Source organism: Methylosinus sp. DMC45 (assembly GCF_056313885.1).
Genome location: NZ_JBQUZK010000014.1, coordinates 1 through 17,431 on the forward strand (window position 1 = coordinate 1; position 17,431 = coordinate 17,431).

Genomic DNA, 17,431 nt, shown 5'->3' on the forward strand with positions numbered 1-17,431 from the left:
CGCGGGGTGGAGCAGCCCGGTAGCTCGTCAGGCTCATAACCTGAAGGTCACAGGTTCAAATCCTGTCCCCGCAACCACTTCATACATAAATCAATCACCGCCCCGATCTGATCGTCGGGGCGGTGTCTTGCGTTGTGATGAAGCTACGCTTCACAGTTGAACAGCGCATTTCACGGAAGTTCGAATCCCTCTCGGCGCCTTGCCGATTTGTTCTCCGGCGACGACGGCCTGTTCGAGGCTGGTTTTCGAGCCGTGAATGCGGATGACGTGGTCGTCGACCTCGATGGCCTCGACGACCGCCCGCAAAGTGATCTTCTCGCGCATGAATGTCTCGAATCGCTCGAGCTGGTCCGGTTCGAGCGTGATTTGCGGCGCGGACTGGGCTTTGATCCGCTCCAACGCGGGGCGATTTCCGATTGGAGGGCTTCCACCCGACTGCGGACCTCGTCGTCGCCGGCGGCGCGCTTCTGGACCAGGGAGGTCAAGATACCGGCCGGCCGATTCGGGACGAATAGTCGGTCGGCAATATGGGTCGTGACCAGCCCGTCGAGCCGGTCCATCGGGATCGAGCGCCCCTTGCAGCCGGTCTTGCCGACACGGGCCGCCGTGGAGCAGCTGTAATAGCGATGCACTTTGCCGCGCTTCGAGGTCCTGGTGCGCAGCGTCATCGCGCCGCCGCAAGCAGCGCAGACGGCGAGGCCGGTAAGGAGAATGGGGCCGGTGACGACTCGGGGCGGCAGGACGCGCGGGTCTCGGGCTTTCAGGCTCGCCTGGGCCTTGTCGAACACGGCCGTTTCGATAATCGGCGGGGCGCCGATCTCGATGACTTCACTTTCGGCTTTGGCTCTCACGGTTTTGGCTATGGCGCGGCAATCCGGATGAGAAGAGCGCGGCAATCTGGATGAGATTTTTCGGTCGCGGTGACGAGATGATTGTCGCGGAGCGACGATAAGGCAAGCGGATTTTTGGTGACGTTCGTCTTGATTGACGCAGAGCGACAATCAAGACGAGGTTTTGATTGTCGCGCGCGCCGAGGGCCGGCCTGGACAAGCGGCTTTTTTTGAGCGCGGCTTTACGTCGATAGCTGTCGACGTTCACCTCGAAGATCGTCGCATGATGGACGAGCCTGTCGACCGCGGCGAGCGTCATGGCTTGGTCTGGGAAGGTTTTTCCCCATTTACCGAAGGGCTGATTTGCCGTGATGAGCAGCGAGCGCCGCTCGTATCGGGCGCTGATCGGCTCGAAGAGGATGCTCGTTTCGGCCTGCAGTTTACGAACAGCCTGACAATATCATGTATTTGTGCATGGATAAATTAAATTATCTGAGTTATATATGTATATAAGCCCGGAATACCGCTCATCAACCCAGGCATATGGTCGATAAACGCTTGCTTTCATACTACACAGAACATTAACTAACCAATCATTTTCGCTCAGCAGTCCCATACGAGGGTCGACAACGTCTGATTCAGAAAATTTTTTGTAAATATTGTCAATTTCGTTAATATCACAGAACATCAGAAAAAAATTATTATTATCCAATAGCAGCTTAGAAAATATATAATTATCTATATTTTCGACCTCAATAAACCCACTGAATAGTATTTCGTGCGATCGGATGCGCATAATCTCTTTAGAACGTGTGCCATTCGGCAGAGTAATGCCTGCATCAGACATGCGTTTCCATAGCTTTTTGTATCTAGTGACTTTGCTGTCTTCTAGCCACCCACTATGCACGAAAAGCACATGGCGCCAATTTGGATAAGCTGTCGCCACTTGAGTTGCTATATCATTAAGAGCCTCATCGGCGATATTTGCTTTGTTTGACCAGTTGTCATCAATATATCCAACCGCGCTTAAACAGCAAGGAAGGCTGTCTGCAATAAAGAAGTCATTATCACTCCGAAGGTCACAGACGTTTACAAGTCGCTTAGTAGCCATAGTGACCACCCTGTCCACGTATGTTGAAATGTGGGCCTCTGTTCTGTGTCGGATTATCCGTATAATTGTGTCCTGCAGCATCGTTGGCGATTGTCGTCTTTCCGAATTCATATTGCCGCCCAGGCTGCGGATTTCCATTTCGATCTTTATTTGGACCTTGGCTATCAGGTTGCTGGCACATGGGGATCCCGGCATCTCTTTTTGCCCCACGGAAAGCAGCATTTGCACTTGGATAGTCACGGTCCGGCCCAGATAACCAATCGCCAACGATTGCACCGGCGGTCGCGCCAAGCCAGTACCCGGGCACACCTCCTCCGGCGGGGTCAAGGACTTCGCCTATGACTGCCCCAATGGACCCACCCCAGCTCATCCCGCGAAGGGCTCCTGCCACGGTCAGGCCAAATGGATCAAAATACCCGGTCGGGTTTCCTTCAACGTATGCATAGAGATTCACACCTCCTACGTCGCCGATCGGATCACGGCTGAGCCAACGCCCGGCGACGGGATCATATGCGCGAAAGGCGGCGAGATAGAGCCCGCTCGCAGGGTGGTTCTGCAGCCCGGCATAGGCAAAGTCCGTGACCGGCGTCATGCTCTGTAGGGCGTTACCATAAGGGTCGTAGCTAAATGCAGGCGCGCTCGTGGTCGAGGCGAAGTCCCGCCGCACCGATCCCAGTTGATCGACGCCGTAGTAATAGCTCTGGGCGGGCGTTCCGAAAACGAATTCTCCTTCCACGTAATACGCCCTCGTCGGCGCATTGCTCGCATTCCGGGCCTGACAGATTTGCGTGCCGCACCAGACATAGCCGGTCGTGACCGCGGTGCCTCCTCCCGACGGCGTGTTGCTAATTGCCGTCCGTCTCCCGAAACCGTCATAGGTGAAGGCCGTCGCCTTCCCCGGCTGTCCGGGATAGGCGATACCTACCAGCCGGCTCTCCGCATCCCAGCTGTAGTTGCGCTGCCCGTCCGAGAGCAGATTGCCGTTGGCGTCGTAGCTCAGCGACTGCCCCGAGAGATTCGTTAGCTGGTTGAGGTTGTTGTAGCTCGCCAATTGGTTCGTCGATGGCGGATAGACGTCGGTGGCGTCGCTCGTCTCCGTGATCGAGGTGATGAAGTTCTCCGGCGTCGTCCTGAACTGAAAATTCGAGAATTGACTCGCCGACAGCCCGACATTGCTGATGCCTGCGAGACGCCTGTCTCCGGAGTTGGGGAGATAGCTCCAGCTAGTCGAGAGCGTCGAACCGACGGGTAGAAGGCCGCGCTGGGTGATCTGGCCCGTTTGGCCGAGATAGCTCAGCGCGAAGGAGCCGAGGTCGCTCGCATGGCCGGTCAGCCGCCCGATGGCGTCATATTGGAAGGTCTCGGCTCCTGAGCCGGATACGGTTCGCGAGCTCCTTCGTTCGAGCGCGTCATAGGCGTAATTGACCTGATAGGCGCAGCTCGGTGCGCCAGTCGGAACGAAACATTCCTGTTGCAGCCGCAAGGCTCCGAAGGAGAAGCTGCCGACATAGCTATATTGCGTCGCGCCATTGCCGTCCGTCATGGACGCGATCCGCGGAAGATAGGGGTCGTAGGAAAAGGCGACGTTCGGCGTCGGATTCACGGCGTTCGAATAGGAGACGCCTGTGAGGCGATCGTCCTTCGCATAGGCGTATTGCTTGATCTGGCCGAGCGCATCGGTCACCGACTTCAATCGGCTCGTCGTCGTCTCATAGCCGTAGGAAACCGCGCTGCTGTCGGCATATTGCTTGGACGTGAGCCGATTGCGGACGTCATATCCCCAGCTCGTGACATTGCCTTTCGCGTCGGTCAGGCTGGTGAGAGTGCCGGCGCCATTGTAGCCGAGCAGCGTCTGCTCGCCGAGCGGATCGACGATTTTCGTGAGGCGTCGATTGGCGTCGTGCGTGTAGGCCCAAAGCCGGCCTTCGCGATCCTGAAAGGAGGCGAGGTCGAGCTTGTCGTAGACATAGAGGTCCGTCGTTCCATCCGGATAGGTGATCTTGGTCACGCGATCGGCCGCGTCATAATCGTAGGTCGCGGTCCATCCTTCGGAGTCAGAGTAGGTCCTCACGCGCGCATAGGCGTCGTAGGTGAAGCTCGCCGCCGTGGCGCCGTTCGCGTTGATGATCGTCGTCAGATTGGCGGCCGAATCGTATTGATAAGTCGCCGTCTCCTTCAGCGGGTTCGTCGCGGAGGTCAGCTGACCGGCGGCGTTGTATGTGTAGAAAGTGATCTGGCCGGCGGCGTCCGTGTAGATCAGTGGGCGATGCTTGTCGTTGTAGGTGAATTGTGTGATCGGCGTAAGCACGCCCTTGGCTGTGCTCTGCGCGATCGAGAGCAAGTCGATCTGGTTCGCCGCGTAGATGTATCGAGTGATGCGGCCGACCGGATCGATCTCTTGCGTCAGATTGAAAAAGGCGGACGAATCGTATGCTCTTTGTGTGAGCTGCGTCGAGCCATCGTCGAGAACGCGACCGATGACTATAGGCTTATTGAAGGATCCGGAGAAGATGCTGCTCGACTGCCCCGGATAGGAAAACCACACGCGGTTTTCGAGCGGCTCTTTCACGCTTTCGATGGTCGTCGCCTTCAGGCTCGAATTCGGGGCATGGGTGAAGTGACGGACTCTGGCCTTCGTGTAGTCGCAGCCGCCCGTCGGTGTGCAGCCAGCCGAGACGTACTCGTTCTTGTCCCAATGGAAGCTGTTGCGATATTCGAGATATTGGTTGACAGGCGTGACCGGCATTCCTTGTGGAACCGCCGCCGCGGGTTCGCTGCCGGAGATAGGCGCAGGCTCGAGCCATTCTTCACGCTCGTTGTAGCCGAGCGGATCGGAGATCTGGAGGAAACGCGGAGGACCGCTCGTGCCGGGCGCCGTATAAGAGAAATTGGTCGTCCCGTAGGGCGTCGTCATCGAATTCACGAGCGAGTTGGAATCGTAAGTGAAGCTCGACGTCAGCCCGATGACGTCGGTGATCGACGACAAACGCCCAGACGAATCGTAGCTCAACACCGCGTTGCGGCCAAATGGGTCGGTAATTTTTGTGAGCCGCAGCGGGGAGAACGGCAATTCATAGCTGAACGTCGTTTGTCTCCCCGTCGCGTCCGTCAAAGAAACGAGCCGCCGCTGACTGTCATAGTTGAGAACGAGAGCATTTCCTTGCGGATCGACGATCTGGCTCAGAAAGACTCGCCGCGGATATCCGGTGGCGCCGTCCGACTGCGCATAAACTTCGACGCTTCCGTCCGAGAGCAGGCGGCGATATCGAATGGGGTTCTGGGAGTCGAGCGTGAGAATCGAGCCGTCGACATATTGCGCCGTGAACTGGCCGGTGCTGCTATTATAGCCTGAGTAATAGTATGCTCCGCCGCCGGCGAGAAAGCGGGACACATTCGCGCCCGGATTGGTCGGGTCGTCGGTCATGTAGGTGAGCCAATTCAGCGACCATTTTGCCCCGAGATTGTAGAAGTTGAAGGTCTGAGGCTGGCTGTCCTCGCGCTGGTTGTACGAGATAGTCGTTTGCGGCGCTGGACCGATCGGAGGGGAATAACCGACTGGCATGTCCGCAAGCGTCAGGCTGACAGCCGATTCCTTGATGTTGTAACGGCACATGCCTTTCGAGCAGCCGCCGTCGTCGGCGGGCGGGTCGCCGGCATCTCCAGGCGTGGTGCCGTTCGTCGGCCCTTTTCCCCAAATGTAGCTCGCTTCGCGATTGTCGACGGGCCGCCAATTATCGGCCGTCGCATTCGCCGGGATGAGGTAATAGCCGCTCGTCTCCGCATCGAGAGCCGCCTGCGTCACCCAAACCGAACGTCCGGGAAAGACGGGATCGATCACGTGGAAACGTCCCGCGTTCTCGCCGACGACCGCTGCGAAGTGCCCGACCTTCCAGTGCACGACCGCCGCTCTCGGCGTCGCTTCGCCCGGCTTGCGGAAAATCAGCTTGAATGGAAATTTGGCGCGGTCTGCGAGCTGGCCGAGCTCTTCGAGGCTCGTTCCCCCCGGCCGAGCGCGATACCACTGAAGAAAGTCGACCTGCTCTGGCGACGCGCCCAGGGACGTCGCCAGCGCCTTGAGGGCGGTCGGGCCACAGTTGAAGAGATGGCGGGGGTCTTTTTCCGACAGCGTCAGAATATCGCGCGCCGTCTGTAACGCCTCGGTCGCGGAGCCCGTGATGGGGCGGGTGTCGATTTCTTTGAGCACCGCGCCGACTTCATCCATTTTCCCCAATGAAGCATAGAGCCGAGCGAGCTCGGCGACGGCGCCGTCGACGAGCGCTTTGGCCTGTGGCTCGGTCGCGCCTTTTCCCGAATTCCAGGCGCTGCGCCACGCTTCAATGGCGCGAGAAAAAAATCCATAGTGGAGATACGAATGCCCAAGGTTCGTCAGCACCGCAGTCGACCAGCCGGAACTCGGATGTTCGGCGACAAAGCTCGTCAGCGCGCCCAGGTCGTCCGGCTCGCTCCTGTTCTCATAGGCTGCGAGCGCGCGAGCCAGGGCGATATCTTCCGCGACCGACGTGGGCGCGGTCCGCGTCAGAGCCTCGGTGAGATGAGCCTGTCCGATGAGCATCTCGATCTCACGAGGATCGGAAGGCAGGCTCGTGTGCGCTGGCGCCGCCTGACAGGAAAACCCGGAGAGCAATGATGCGAGAACGCTCGCGGCGAGGGCGAAACAAATTGGCCGAATGCGCGCTTTCATTACGATCCCTCTGCTCAACGTCAATTCCGCAGGCGTCGATCGAAACACGACCCGTCTTCGACTTCAAAGAACTGCGTCTTCGAATGTCGTGTTTGTATAGGTCTCATGACCATGACGCCCTTTACGGCGTCCAAACGAAGCAACCGAATGTGGCTGCCCCCCACGTCGGCGTTCCAGGAGGAACAGAGGTCGATGTGATCGCCGTGCGATTCCCGTTCGCGTCGTAGGAGTAGACGACGCAAAGGCCGTTCTCGTAGAGCGCGGAAGTCAACCGACCTACGCGATCGTAGGAATAGCTGTTCGCGGCGGCGGCGCTGTTCGCGCCAGCTGCGAGAAAAAGGCAAACCGATCCCCAGCGCCGTACGGCGGCGAGGAGTCCGTGTGCAGACAGTGCGCGTCCGGCGAATGCACTCAGCGACGTCGCGGCGCTGACGACCGGGAGTTCGGAAGGATGTCTCATCGAGCGAGCCCTACGATAGCTCTAAAGGATGGGAGCGACGGACGGCGCGGGAAACTCGTCGGAGTAGAACCACGGCACTTGTAGAAGAGGCGAACCACCGCCGCCATATTGCCATATGGTGAAACCGTATCTTACGATTGCGCCGACGCCCCTGCTGGACAGGCTGATGGTATAGAGGAGCTTCCAATGCGTCCCGTCTGTGCTCGCGTAGTAGAGCACATTGCCAGACGCGTCGAAGGCGAGCTTGAACCAGTCGGATTGATTGAGAGGGGAGCCATAGTTTCCGTCGGTCCAACCGCCGTTCCAGGACGGCGTATAAAAACTCCACGCGCTACCGTTCTGAGCCAATGTCCCGAACATCATCGCTTTGCCCGACGCGTCGGCGAAAATCAGACCATAGCCGCCGTTCGACGTAATTCCGGCGCCTCGCAGGCGCGCGGCGAACGAAAATGTCGAGGGCGCTCCAGGAATTGGGCGAAGGAACGATTTGAAACCAACCGTGTCGCTCGTCGTATCGGACAATATGAAGCCGTTGGCCGGATCATCGATATACGTCAGGGGTGCGCTCGACGAACCTCGGCCATACACGGAGGTGTCCGCGAACTGAGACGAGGTCGGAGCATTGACGGTGATGTTGCGGTTGGCGGCTGTTCCGGCCCCGCTGACCGTCGATATAGTGATCGAGCCAGGACCATTGGCGATCGAGATCCCCGGCCCCGGCGTCAAAGTGGCCGGTTGCGGCGCGCCGCCCGTCGCTCCGATAACGAGCTGACCGTTGCCGAGTGGCCCGACCGCACCGAACACGCCAGCGCCGGCATTGAGTTGCAGAGCGTTGAGCGAACCCGCCGGAGCCGCCGCGGAGAGACAGCTCACCAACGCGCTGAAGTTGGCCATGATCGGCGAAGCGTCGGCGATCTGCCCATTCGTGATCTGGTAAGGCAAGGCGCAGGCCGCATTCGCCGTCTGGGAGTTCAGGAAGAAAGCGCCGCCGAACGCCATAGTTGCCGCCAAAATTCTCGGGTGCATTCTCCAATCCTCGCCTTGAAATATCGGATGTTTCGGCCGAAGGCAGAACAATACGTAGTGTCGATCACGCTACTATGACGCTCGATCGAACGCCAGAGCGTCGGCCGGGAATATTTGCACGCTCCTTCGATCGGCCGCGTCGCGGCGTCCGAGAGCCGGATCGACGAGAAGCGCCTGGCGGCGCGGTTCGATCGGCTCGACCCCGACGTTTCCGGCGTGGGAATATATATGATAATATCCTTTATCTTATATTTGGATCTGAGCCTCATGAACGACGCCATTGCCGCCGCCCGCCGCGCCTATGCGGAGGAATTGCTTTTCACGACGCATATGCGATCGCCTACGCTTCTCGCCGCCTTCGCCTCGGTGCCGCGGGAGCGCTTCCTCGGCCCCGGACCTTGGCGCGTCAGAAGCGACTGGGACTTTGCAGCGGGCTATTGGACGACGGCCGACGCAGACCCACGCCACGTCTATCACGATGTGCTCATCGCGCTCGACGAAAGCCTCGGGTTGAACAATGGCCGACCGGCGCTGTGGGCCTTTCTGCTCGATCGGCTCGACATCGCTCCCAACGAAAGCGTCATCCATCTCGGCTGTGGCGCCGGTTATTACACGGCAATTCTCGCCGAATTGGTCGGACCGCGGGGGCGGATCACAGCGCTCGACATTCACCAAGAGATCGCCGCAAAGGCCCGTTGGGCGCTGTCGGGCTATGATCAGGTCGCCGTGGAGCACGCGGACGGCGCGAAAGCGTTCCTGACGCCGGCTGATGTGATCGTCGCCAGCGCCGGCGCCACGCATCCTCTTCCTGGGTGGCTCGCAGCGTTGAAGGTAGGAGGCCGCCTTCTGTTTCCGATGACGCCGACGCAAGGGCCCGGAGGCATGTTGCTCATACAACGACTCGGTGAGCAGGAGTTGTCGGCGCGATTCCTCTGCGGCGCGGCGTTTTACGAATTCAGCGGCGCGCGTGACCCCGAAATCAGCGCGCGCCTCACTGCGGCGATCGCACGTGACCGAGGAGCGGGCGTCAAATCCCTGCGGTGCGACGCCCACGCAGAAGACGAAACATGCTGGCTGCATGGCGAGGGGTGGTGCTTGTCGCGCGCTCCCCTTCCGGAGGGCTCTGCGGCGTGACCCCATCTCCAGCGCCTCTTGAATGGATAGGAGGTCCGGCGGCTGTCTTTGCCCCAGGCCTGCCGGCCCTCGTCGTGGCCGGAGGCCAGAAGGCGAGCGCGAGATTTTTCGAATTCTTGGTCGCCAACATTCGTAATGCGCACACATGGCGCGCCTATGCCCGCGCGATCGGCGATTTCCTCGCCTGATGCGAGCCTCGCGGCCTCGCGTCGATCGTCGATATCGAGCCCCTGCATGTCGGCGCCTATGTCGAATTGCTCACGCGCTCGCACAGCACACCAACCGCGAAGCAGAACCTCGCCGCCATCCGGATGTTGTTCGACTGACTCGTCACTGGCGAGATCGTGCCGACCAATCCGGCCGCGAACGTGCATGGGCCGAAGCATGCCGTCAAAGTGTGGATTATGGCGACATGATACGCACTGAATAAATTCTCCGCTCCTTCGGAGTCGTCGCCTACTGGCGCGACGCCGCCATCGGCGGATTCCATGTCCGCTGCTATGACCAGGACGGGCGTCACGGCCATCTTCTCCACGACCGGAACGGCTATGATGGCGCAAGCCACATCGTCTCGATCGATGAGAGCGGCCGCCTGATCAAGAGCTTCGCCTATGACACGAGGGATTGACTGGCAGGCGATGGCACCTTAAGGCGAAAAGATTACAACGCAACTTCTCAATCATATAGGTGTTCAAAGTTTTGTCTCGACCGGCGCGCCGGTCGAGACAAATGTGTGAACACTTATGTTATTGAAGTAGATACGTGATTCTTCAAAGGCACGGCTGCGAGCTCTCATGGATATTCGTCAGCTCGGGAAATATCAATTTAAATGTCGCGCCGCCACCCGGCGTTTCCTCGACGCAAATTTTCCCGCACATCTCGTCCATCAGCTCCTTGGCGATGGCCAAGCCCAGCCCCGTGCCGGGTGTTGCTTCGCTCTTGCGCCAGAAAGTCTCGAAAATCATCTCGCGTTCCGTCTGGGCAACGCCCTGGCCGTGATCGATCACGGCGACCGTCGCTCCTGGTCCGACGTGAACGACCACGGCGCCGCCTGACGGTTCCGCGCGTAGCGCGTTATCGATGAGATTGGCGACGACCGCTTCGATCGCCCTGCGATTGCCGCGTGCAACGTTTCGAGGCGCGTAGGCTTCGAAATAGATTGTTCGGTCGCATTCGATGGCAAGCGGCAAGTAGAGAAAAACGACCTCCCGGATCGATGCCGCAAGGTCGACTTCCTGATCGATCGCGACCTGTCCCTCCGTCAAACGCGCGGCGACGAGCATCTGTTCGATGATGGTCTGTAGCCGGCTCGCGTCACTCAACAGAGCGCCTTTGGCGGGAATTTCCTCCAGATTGTCCAGTCTCGCGCGCAAGATTGCGATAGGAGTGCGCAGTTCATGCGCGGCGTTGGCCGTGTAACGGCGCATCCGAGCCGCGCCGGCGGCGAGCCGCTCCAGGGCGACGTTCATGCCGTTGACCAACGGAGCGACCTCCGCCGGAACTTCGCCGACTGGCAGCCGCTGATGCAACATGTTCATGTCTATGCACGCCGCTCCATCGGCGACGGCGCGCAGCGGCTTCAGCCCGCGGCGCACGGCGAACACCGCGGCGACGGCCGAGACAAGGGCCGTCACGAGGAAAAAGCCGGCCAGATGCCGGAAGTCCTCATAAATCGCATAGAGCAGGTCCTGCGAGATGAATTTCATCGCATAAACCGCTACGTGCAGCCGTCCGAACGGTGTGCGCACGGGCTCGACCAGCCCCTGCGGAGACTCTATCGGGTCGCCGGGAAGAACGAAGTGCGTATGCGTCGGATTGACTTTGACCGTGCCGGTCAACGCCGCGATCAATTCCGGCGATGAGCCGGCCGCTGCGACGTTTCGAGCCGTGTCGAAAACCGCGAATTTCAAGCGCGGGGTGTCGCGCGCCTCGGCGCGAAGCTCGGGTATCGGCTCAAGGCGCAGAGCGCCGTCGTCGTCGCGCTTCAGTGACGCCAGGACGAGCCCGATCATCCGCGTGGAGGCGAGCTCATCGACCGTCCTGCCGATTCCTTCGAAGAGTCCGAAGCCAGCGAAGCCGAGGGCGAGAGTGACCAGCCAGCCGGCCGCGAACGCGACGAATTGCGACACGATCAGATAGGCAACGACACGATTGGCGAGAGAACGCACCATCCTATTTCGGCGGTCGGGATTTCGCTTTGGCGATGAGGTAGCCTAGGCCGCGCGCCGAGTGAATCTCGACGCCGGCGTCAAGCTCGACCAGGCGGGTTCGAACACGCGACACGAGCGCGGTCAATGCATGCTCGTGGACCTCTGCGTCGAATCCGTAGACGCCGTTCAACAGCCTCTCTCTCGGAACGACACAATTCACGCGCCGCAAAAGAGCCTCTAGGAGAGCGAGCTCTCGGCGTAAAAACAATACCGGCCGACCGCCGATCGACACCGCCCGCGCGTCGAGGTCGTAGGAGAGCGCTCCGACGACTATCGGCGGCGTGGGGTCACCTCCGGGCCGTCGCAGGCTTGCGCGGATGCGCGCCATCATCTCGTCGAGGTTGAAGGGCTTGGTCAGATAATCGTCTGCGCCCGCGTCCAGTCCTTCGATCTTGTCGTCGACGGAATCGAGCGCGGTCAATACGAGGATGCGGCTCATCGGCTGTCGCTTCCGGATCTGCGAAATCAGGGAGAGTCCATCGCCGTCCGGCAATCTGCGATCCAACAGGGTCACGGCGTAGGCACCGGCGTCGAGAGCCGTCGACGCGCTTTCGATGGAGCCGACCTGATCGACCGCGAAGCCCGCCCGAACAATTCGACAGGCGATCTCGCCCCCGAGTTCCGCATAATCCTCGACCAACAGAATCCGCACGGGCGCCGCTCCCAGTTGGTCCTGCGCTCGGCGTCTCCCGTCCAAAAACCCGTCGCTCGGCGATTCATAACCAAAGGTGGGTTCTTGGCAATAGGCCGAGACGAGCGTTCGCAGCGGACGCTGCGCCTTTTTTTGTCTCGCCCCCTCGAGCGATGAGGTTCACATGACCTTTCCCGGTTAGAATTGCAGCACAAAGACAAACGGTTCGCCTGTGTGTGATAAGAATCCTATGTCGGTCGATGACACCTTCGGTCGGAATGCCGCCCAATGACACAGCTTGAACAGAGCTGTAGCCGGGAATGGCGCTCGGCCGTCCGCGGGGCGATCGCGTGTCTGGTGGGTCTATTCGTCGTCCTGCAGGGCGTCGCCTCCGTCGACCATCGACCATTTCGCGACCGGCCGTCGACCTCCTCGGCGCTCATTTCGGCGGCGCGGACCTGTGCGCCGGGCTCGGATCGCCATGGGCCGTTCCGTGGGGACGACAATGCGCAATGTTGCGTGCTCTGTGCGCAGCGTGATCACGTCGGCGACACGTTCGCCGCTCCGCCACACGACTGGCGCCATCATCCGCCGCCGAGGGCGATCGTCGCGACAGCCCGCCATTCTTTATGCGCGGCTCGCCCGATCATAGCCGGCTGGACCAGTTCCTGGTCTTCGCGCGCGCCGCCTGCCTTCTCCTGACCGACTGAACGCGGCTGCATCTCGGAAGCCGCAAATCATTTCGTTTGGTCTCAGCGGCGTGAGAAGCCGTTTCAGGAGAGCTCTGTCATGTTCCGTTCGACTTTATTGCGCGGCGTTTCCGCTGGCGCATTGGTGCTTATTCTCGCCTCTTCCACCGCAGTTGCGCAGGAAGCCTTGCCGACCATCGACATTTTGGCGGCGACTCCAACCGCCCAAGGCGGACACGGAAGCGCGGTTGGGGCGCAAGACGCCAAGGCCTATAGCCGACCCAACGCTACGACGGCGACGAAAACCGACACGCCGATCATGGAGACGCCGATTTCGATCCAGGTCGTGCCGCATCAGGTTCTGCAGGATCAGCAGACGGTGCGCCTCGACAAGGCGCTGGAGAATGTGAGCGGCGTCTTTACGTTGCCGACGGGGGCGAATTTCGGCGCCTCCGCCGACAACTTCGTCGTACGCGGCTTCAAGGTGGACAGGATCTATCGCGACGGCGTGCTCCAGCCGAAAAGCTTCGTCACTAGCACCTCGTCCAACGACCTCGCCGATGTCGATCACGTCGAAGTGCTCAAGGGACCCGCGTCGATCCTCTACGGACGCGTCGAGCCCGGCGCCCTCGTCAATCTTGTGACCAAAGAACCGCTGGCGCAGCCCTTTTTTGCTCTGGAGCAGCAAATCGGCTCGTTCGATTTCTACCGCACCACCCTCGACGCCGGCGGTCCCGTGGGCGAGGGCTCCGGGCTCTCCTATCGTTTCAACATGGCCTATGAAAACGCCGGCTCGTTTGTCGATCACACTGACAATGAACGCGTTTTTCTCGCCCCCGTGCTGCGGTGGGATATAGACCCGTCGACACAAATCACCTTTAAGATGCACTATTTGAATAGTTACGACCCGTTCGTCAATGGAGTTCCGGTCTTCGGCAAGTCGCGTTCGCTCCCATCGCTGCCGCGCTCGACGAACCTCTACGACAGTCCTTATGCAACCGTCGAAAATGTCCTCGTCGGTTACAAATTCTCGCACGCTTTCAATGAGAATTGGACGTTACGTCAGCGTTTCTCCGCCAACTTCCTCAACGGCGATTCCTTCGGAAATTTTCCGTTCGGCGCGGCCAACGCCGACGGCGTTCTTTCGCGAGGCGTCATACTCGAACGTTTCCGCGATACGCTCTATCAGGCTTCGGCAGACCTCACCGGGCATTTCACGACGTGGGAATTGAAACACACGCTACTTCTCGGCGCCGATTACGTCAATCAAGCGCCTCACGAAACCTACACTGGCTTGGCGAGAGGGACGTCCATCAATATTTTTTCAGGTCTTCAACAGGGCCTGTTCACTCCGCTCTCGCCAGCGGTTCACTTTTTTACTCGCCCGGAGTGGTACGGGCTTTTTCTCCAGGATCAGATCGAACTCCCCCACGGGTTTCACGTTCTCGCTGGATTTCGTTACGACGACGCGAGAAATCCCACCTCTGTCATAACGGAAGATGGTTCCGCTCCAAAAATTACGCCCAGTCACGATAGCGCGGTGAATCCCCGCTTCGGCCTCTTGTGGCGACCAATCCCGGAACTTTCCTTCTACGGCAGCTATGTCGAGAATTTCGGGCTGCCCAATGGCGTGTTGTGGCAGGCCGGGGCTGTTCCGCAGTCCCTGAAGCCCGAGACGGCCGAGCAATGGGAAGCCGGAGTGAAAACGGAGCTGTTCGACCAGCGGCTCACTGCGAGCTTCGCCTATTTCAATCTTACCAAGCAGAATGTCGCCACGCAAAACCCAATAAACCCGCTATTGAAGGACGTGACAGGAGAGGTCCGCAGTCGCGGCGTCGAGCTGGATGTGGCGGGCGAGGTCCTTCCCGGATGGCGCATTATCGGAGGTCTCGCCTTCACCGATGCGGTCATCACCAAGGATACGGTCGACACAATGGGCAATCCGATTGGCAATCAGGGCAAGCGCTTCTTCGGCGTGCCGCGCGTCGGCGGCAGCTTCTGGACGACATATGAAATTCAGGACAGCGATTGGCGCGGGTTGAAATTCGGAGCCGGCGTAATCAGCCGCGGCAGCCGAGAAGGCGACCTCGCGAACACCTTCCAGGCGCCCGGCTTCACCGTCGTGAACGCCATGGCCAGCTATGAATGGGCGTGGGGACCATCCAAGGTCAAACTCCAACTCAACGTCGATAATCTCTTTGACAGGACATATTTCGCGAACACCGACGGATTTAACAACCTCGTTTACGGCACGCCGAGGCGGTTCATGGGCTCCGCGCGGGTGGTGTTCTGACGACCATGGTGGTCATGCGTCGAAGCGGACCGGATCGACAGGCCCGCTCGATAACATAAGCGGCAGACGGGGTGAGCCGCGCGCACTTGCCGGTTGCCCCGTCTCTACGATTGCTTCAGACACGCATTACCCGGCTCCAGCCGAGGAGGAAGGACCATGAGCGTAATCATTCGCCCTATAGAGGGCCTCGATTCAGCGGCCAATTTCGGACGCGCCTATCGCACCGTCTGGCGTTGGCATTTTTATGCCGGCCTATTCTGTCTGCCGTTCATCGTCGTGTTGAGCATTTCGGGCGCCGTCTACCTCTTCAAGCCGCAGATCGACATCTATCTCGATCGCCAATTCGACCATCTCACCCTTTCCAGCGCGCCTCGGGCGCTCGACGAGCAGGTCGCGGCGGCGCTGACGGCCAATCCCAGCGCGCGCCTCGAGGCGCTGCAGTTCCGTGATGACCCTGCGGACGCGGCGCGTGTGCTTCTCATGACCGGGGACGGGCGGGAATTGCGCGTGCTGGTTCGTCCGGACACGCTAGAAATCCTGGAGACCGGAGATGAGAGGAGCCGCTTCTCGAACTTCATGGGCGAGCTTCACGGCAGCTTGCTCATGGGCGAGGCGGGCGCCGTCGCGGTCGAGCTCGCGGGCGCATGGGCTATCGTGATGGTCGTCACAGGCCTCTATCTGTGGTGGCCGCGCGGACGCGGCCTCGCCGGCATTCTCTATCCACGGCTGGCCGGTGGGCGCGTGTTCCTTCGTGATCTGCATGCCGTCACAGGCTTTTGGCTATCGATATTGGCGCTTTTTTTCCTGATTTCGGCGTTGCCCTGGACCAAGGTCTGGGGGGAGAGCCTCAAATTTGTTCGCAGCATCGGGCAAGTGGGTATCGTCAAACAGGACTGGACGACTGGTCCGGCGAGCGCGCAAGCGCAGAGATTGGAGGCATTCGGCAACGCGCCGCCAGCGATGGGCGAACATGCCGGGCACGCGGGCCATGCTCCGGGCAGCGTGGAGCCGGGCAGGCTGACCGGCTTCGACGAACTCGCCACGCGGATCGCGCCGCTCGCGCTCGCCGAACCTGTCTTCATCAAACCGCCGTCGGCGACGGCGCCTAATTGGATCGTGGTCTCGTTCGCGCAGAACCGGCCGCTGCGGGAGACGCTGGAATTCGATCCGAAAAGCCTGGAGAAAGTGCGACATGAACGCTTCGAAGACCTTCTTCTCACGGATCGGATCATAAAGATCGGCATCGCCGCGCACGAAGGCCAGCTTTTCGGCTGGTTCAATCAATTGCTCGGGCTCGTGACGGCGATCGGCTATCTCGCGCTGGTCATCACCTCGACGCTCATGTGGTGGCGCCGCGGCCCACACGGGACGCTCGGCGCGCCACCGGCCCTGGCGCAGGCGCCGCGGCTCGCGGCCGTCGTCGTTGGTCTCGTCGTGGCGCTGGGCATATTCTTGCCGACGCTCGGCGTTTCTCTCGTCCTGGTCCTAATGGTGGAGTCGGCGATCCGTCGCTTTGCGCCCGGCGCGAGCCGGTGGCTCGGTCTGGCAGTAACAAGACGCGCGACTACGTGAATCGAGTCGTGCGAAGCGAAGGTGCCTGTCGCGTGACGCGGGTTCTTGTTGATTAATCTCGAGTTTTAAATTCAGATTGCCTGGGGGCGCATAAGGTACCCGATGTGAGGATCGAAGTTTGTCGCGCTGCGGCGTACTTATGACATCTACGACGACGTCATCAAGGACAGGCCGCTTACTATGACGCGCCGCCAACGTTCAACGGGACGGTCAAAGTGAAATTCTGACATGGGGGCTCTGTGATGAGCGGAATCGAACTTCCTCGACAGTCGCTTCTGGCGTCGAGGCGAGTGGCCTTTCGGAGCTAGCCGTCGCTCCTGGAGACGCCGATAACGGAGCTTTCCTTCGACCGAAGGCATCCTATCGCGCGCACCGTCGCGTCTTATAGACGCCGTCGCGCGCAAAGCCATATCGATTGAGCAAAATCGGCCGACATGCGGATTTCTTCTCGTCGCTGGCTTCGCACAGCGGAGCCCAGCTGCTTCGCCGACGCCATGGCAATCCTCATGGCGATCCGTGGATGAGTTTTCGAATTTTCGGGGGTGAAAATCGTCGATTTTCTGTCCATTTCTCAGGCGCTCACCGTCGCCGATCACGGCAGTTTCAGCGGGGCGGCTGAAGCCTTGGGCACGCGCCAATCGGCCGTCAGCCGTCGCGTTCGCTCGCTGGAGGACGAACTCGGCGTATCGCTTTTCGAACGCCATTCGAACGGCATCGCCTCACGGTCGCCGGACGGAGGTTTCTCAATCGAACGCGCATAGCCTTCGCCAAAA

The 17,431-nt window shown here is 60.1% G+C and carries 11 protein-coding genes, 1 tRNA gene and 2 pseudogenes; 5 read left to right on the forward strand and 9 right to left on the reverse strand.

The annotated features are described in order from the left end of the window. Positions 1-77, forward strand: a tRNA-Met gene (locus ACT53T_RS04080). 73 nt (positions 78-150) lie between these two features. On the opposite strand, the gene ACT53T_RS04085 is transcribed toward ACT53T_RS04080, so the two are convergent. The 6 genes and pseudogenes from ACT53T_RS04085 to ACT53T_RS04110 all read right to left on the reverse strand — a co-directional run bounded on the left by ACT53T_RS04085 (position 151) and on the right by ACT53T_RS04110 (position 8,129). After that, complete coding sequence (locus ACT53T_RS04085) at positions 151-399, reverse strand: hypothetical protein (RefSeq protein WP_476160256.1); 249 nt, start codon at positions 397-399, stop codon at positions 151-153. A 137-nt stretch (positions 400-536) separates the two neighbouring features. Further along, positions 537-851 (reverse strand): annotated as a pseudogene (locus ACT53T_RS04090) (recombinase zinc ribbon domain-containing protein); the annotation flags it as partial. A 150-nt stretch (positions 852-1,001) separates the two neighbouring features. Further along, a pseudogene (locus tag ACT53T_RS04095) lies at positions 1,002-1,278 on the reverse strand (ATP-binding protein); the annotation flags it as partial. Between the two features lie 12 nt (positions 1,279-1,290). Further along, entirely contained in the window at positions 1,291-1,941 is a 651-nt protein-coding gene (locus ACT53T_RS04100) for a hypothetical protein (RefSeq protein WP_476160225.1), read from the reverse strand. Beyond that, positions 1,931-6,643, reverse strand: a complete 4,713-nt coding sequence (locus ACT53T_RS04105) for an RHS repeat-associated core domain-containing protein (protein ID WP_476160226.1) — start codon at positions 6,641-6,643, stop codon at positions 1,931-1,933. The genes ACT53T_RS04100 and ACT53T_RS04105 overlap by 11 nt, the downstream gene beginning before the upstream one ends. Before the next feature lie 481 nt (positions 6,644-7,124). Further along, positions 7,125-8,129, reverse strand: coding sequence for a hypothetical protein (locus ACT53T_RS04110; RefSeq protein ID WP_476160227.1), 1,005 nt, complete (start codon positions 8,127-8,129; stop codon positions 7,125-7,127). A 267-nt stretch (positions 8,130-8,396) separates the two neighbouring features. Here ACT53T_RS04110 and ACT53T_RS04115 point away from each other — a divergent pair, with 267 nt between their 5' ends. Continuing rightward, positions 8,397-9,263 (forward strand): protein-L-isoaspartate O-methyltransferase family protein, encoded by an 867-nt coding sequence (locus ACT53T_RS04115; RefSeq protein WP_476160228.1) that lies wholly within the window; start codon positions 8,397-8,399, stop codon positions 9,261-9,263. A gap of 244 nt (positions 9,264-9,507) precedes the next feature. Here the strand turns inward: ACT53T_RS04115 and ACT53T_RS04120 are convergent, their stop codons facing one another. The 3 genes from ACT53T_RS04120 to ACT53T_RS04130 all read right to left on the reverse strand — a co-directional run bounded on the left by ACT53T_RS04120 (position 9,508) and on the right by ACT53T_RS04130 (position 12,125). After that, a complete protein-coding gene (locus tag ACT53T_RS04120; RefSeq protein ID WP_476160229.1) occupies positions 9,508-9,789 on the reverse strand; it encodes a hypothetical protein in 282 nt (93 codons plus the stop codon). 244 nt (positions 9,790-10,033) lie between these two features. Beyond that, on the reverse strand, positions 10,034-11,434 hold the full coding sequence (locus ACT53T_RS04125; RefSeq protein WP_476160230.1) for a sensor histidine kinase: 1,401 nt from the start codon (positions 11,432-11,434) through the stop codon (positions 10,034-10,036). Between the two features lies 1 nt (position 11,435). Continuing rightward, a complete protein-coding gene (locus ACT53T_RS04130; protein WP_476160231.1) occupies positions 11,436-12,125 on the reverse strand; it encodes a response regulator transcription factor in 690 nt (229 codons plus the stop codon). Between the two features lie 768 nt (positions 12,126-12,893). On the opposite strand from ACT53T_RS04130, the gene ACT53T_RS04135 reads away from it, so the two are divergent. From ACT53T_RS04135 to ACT53T_RS04145, 3 genes are all read left to right on the forward strand, one after another. Then, positions 12,894-15,086, forward strand: coding sequence for a TonB-dependent siderophore receptor (locus ACT53T_RS04135; RefSeq protein WP_476160232.1), 2,193 nt, complete (start codon positions 12,894-12,896; stop codon positions 15,084-15,086). Positions 15,087-15,242: 156 nt separating this feature from the next. Then, positions 15,243-16,658 (forward strand): PepSY-associated TM helix domain-containing protein, encoded by a 1,416-nt coding sequence (locus tag ACT53T_RS04140; RefSeq protein WP_476160233.1) that lies wholly within the window; start codon positions 15,243-15,245, stop codon positions 16,656-16,658. A gap of 542 nt (positions 16,659-17,200) precedes the next feature. Then, positions 17,201-17,419, forward strand: coding sequence for a LysR family transcriptional regulator (locus ACT53T_RS04145; protein ID WP_476160234.1), 219 nt, complete (start codon positions 17,201-17,203; stop codon positions 17,417-17,419). Positions 17,420-17,431: the final 12 nt, after the last annotated feature.

Excerpts from the sequence above, each read along its gene's own strand:
- ACT53T_RS04100 (WP_476160225.1), bottom strand. The coding sequence starts at position 1,941 with ATGGCTACTAAGCGACTTGTAAACGTCTGTGACCTTCGGAGTGATAAT.
- ACT53T_RS04105 (WP_476160226.1), bottom strand. The coding sequence starts at position 6,643 with ATGAAAGCGCGCATTCGGCCAATTTGTTTCGCCCTCGCCGCGAGCGTT.
- ACT53T_RS04110 (WP_476160227.1), bottom strand. The coding sequence starts at position 8,129 with ATGCACCCGAGAATTTTGGCGGCAACTATGGCGTTCGGCGGCGCTTTC.
- ACT53T_RS04115 (WP_476160228.1), top strand. The coding sequence starts at position 8,397 with ATGAACGACGCCATTGCCGCCGCCCGCCGCGCCTATGCGGAGGAATTG.
- ACT53T_RS04120 (WP_476160229.1), bottom strand. The coding sequence starts at position 9,789 with ATGGCCGTGACGCCCGTCCTGGTCATAGCAGCGGACATGGAATCCGCC.
- ACT53T_RS04125 (WP_476160230.1), bottom strand. The coding sequence starts at position 11,434 with ATGGTGCGTTCTCTCGCCAATCGTGTCGTTGCCTATCTGATCGTGTCG.
- ACT53T_RS04135 (WP_476160232.1), top strand. The coding sequence starts at position 12,894 with ATGTTCCGTTCGACTTTATTGCGCGGCGTTTCCGCTGGCGCATTGGTG.
- ACT53T_RS04140 (WP_476160233.1), top strand. The coding sequence starts at position 15,243 with ATGAGCGTAATCATTCGCCCTATAGAGGGCCTCGATTCAGCGGCCAAT.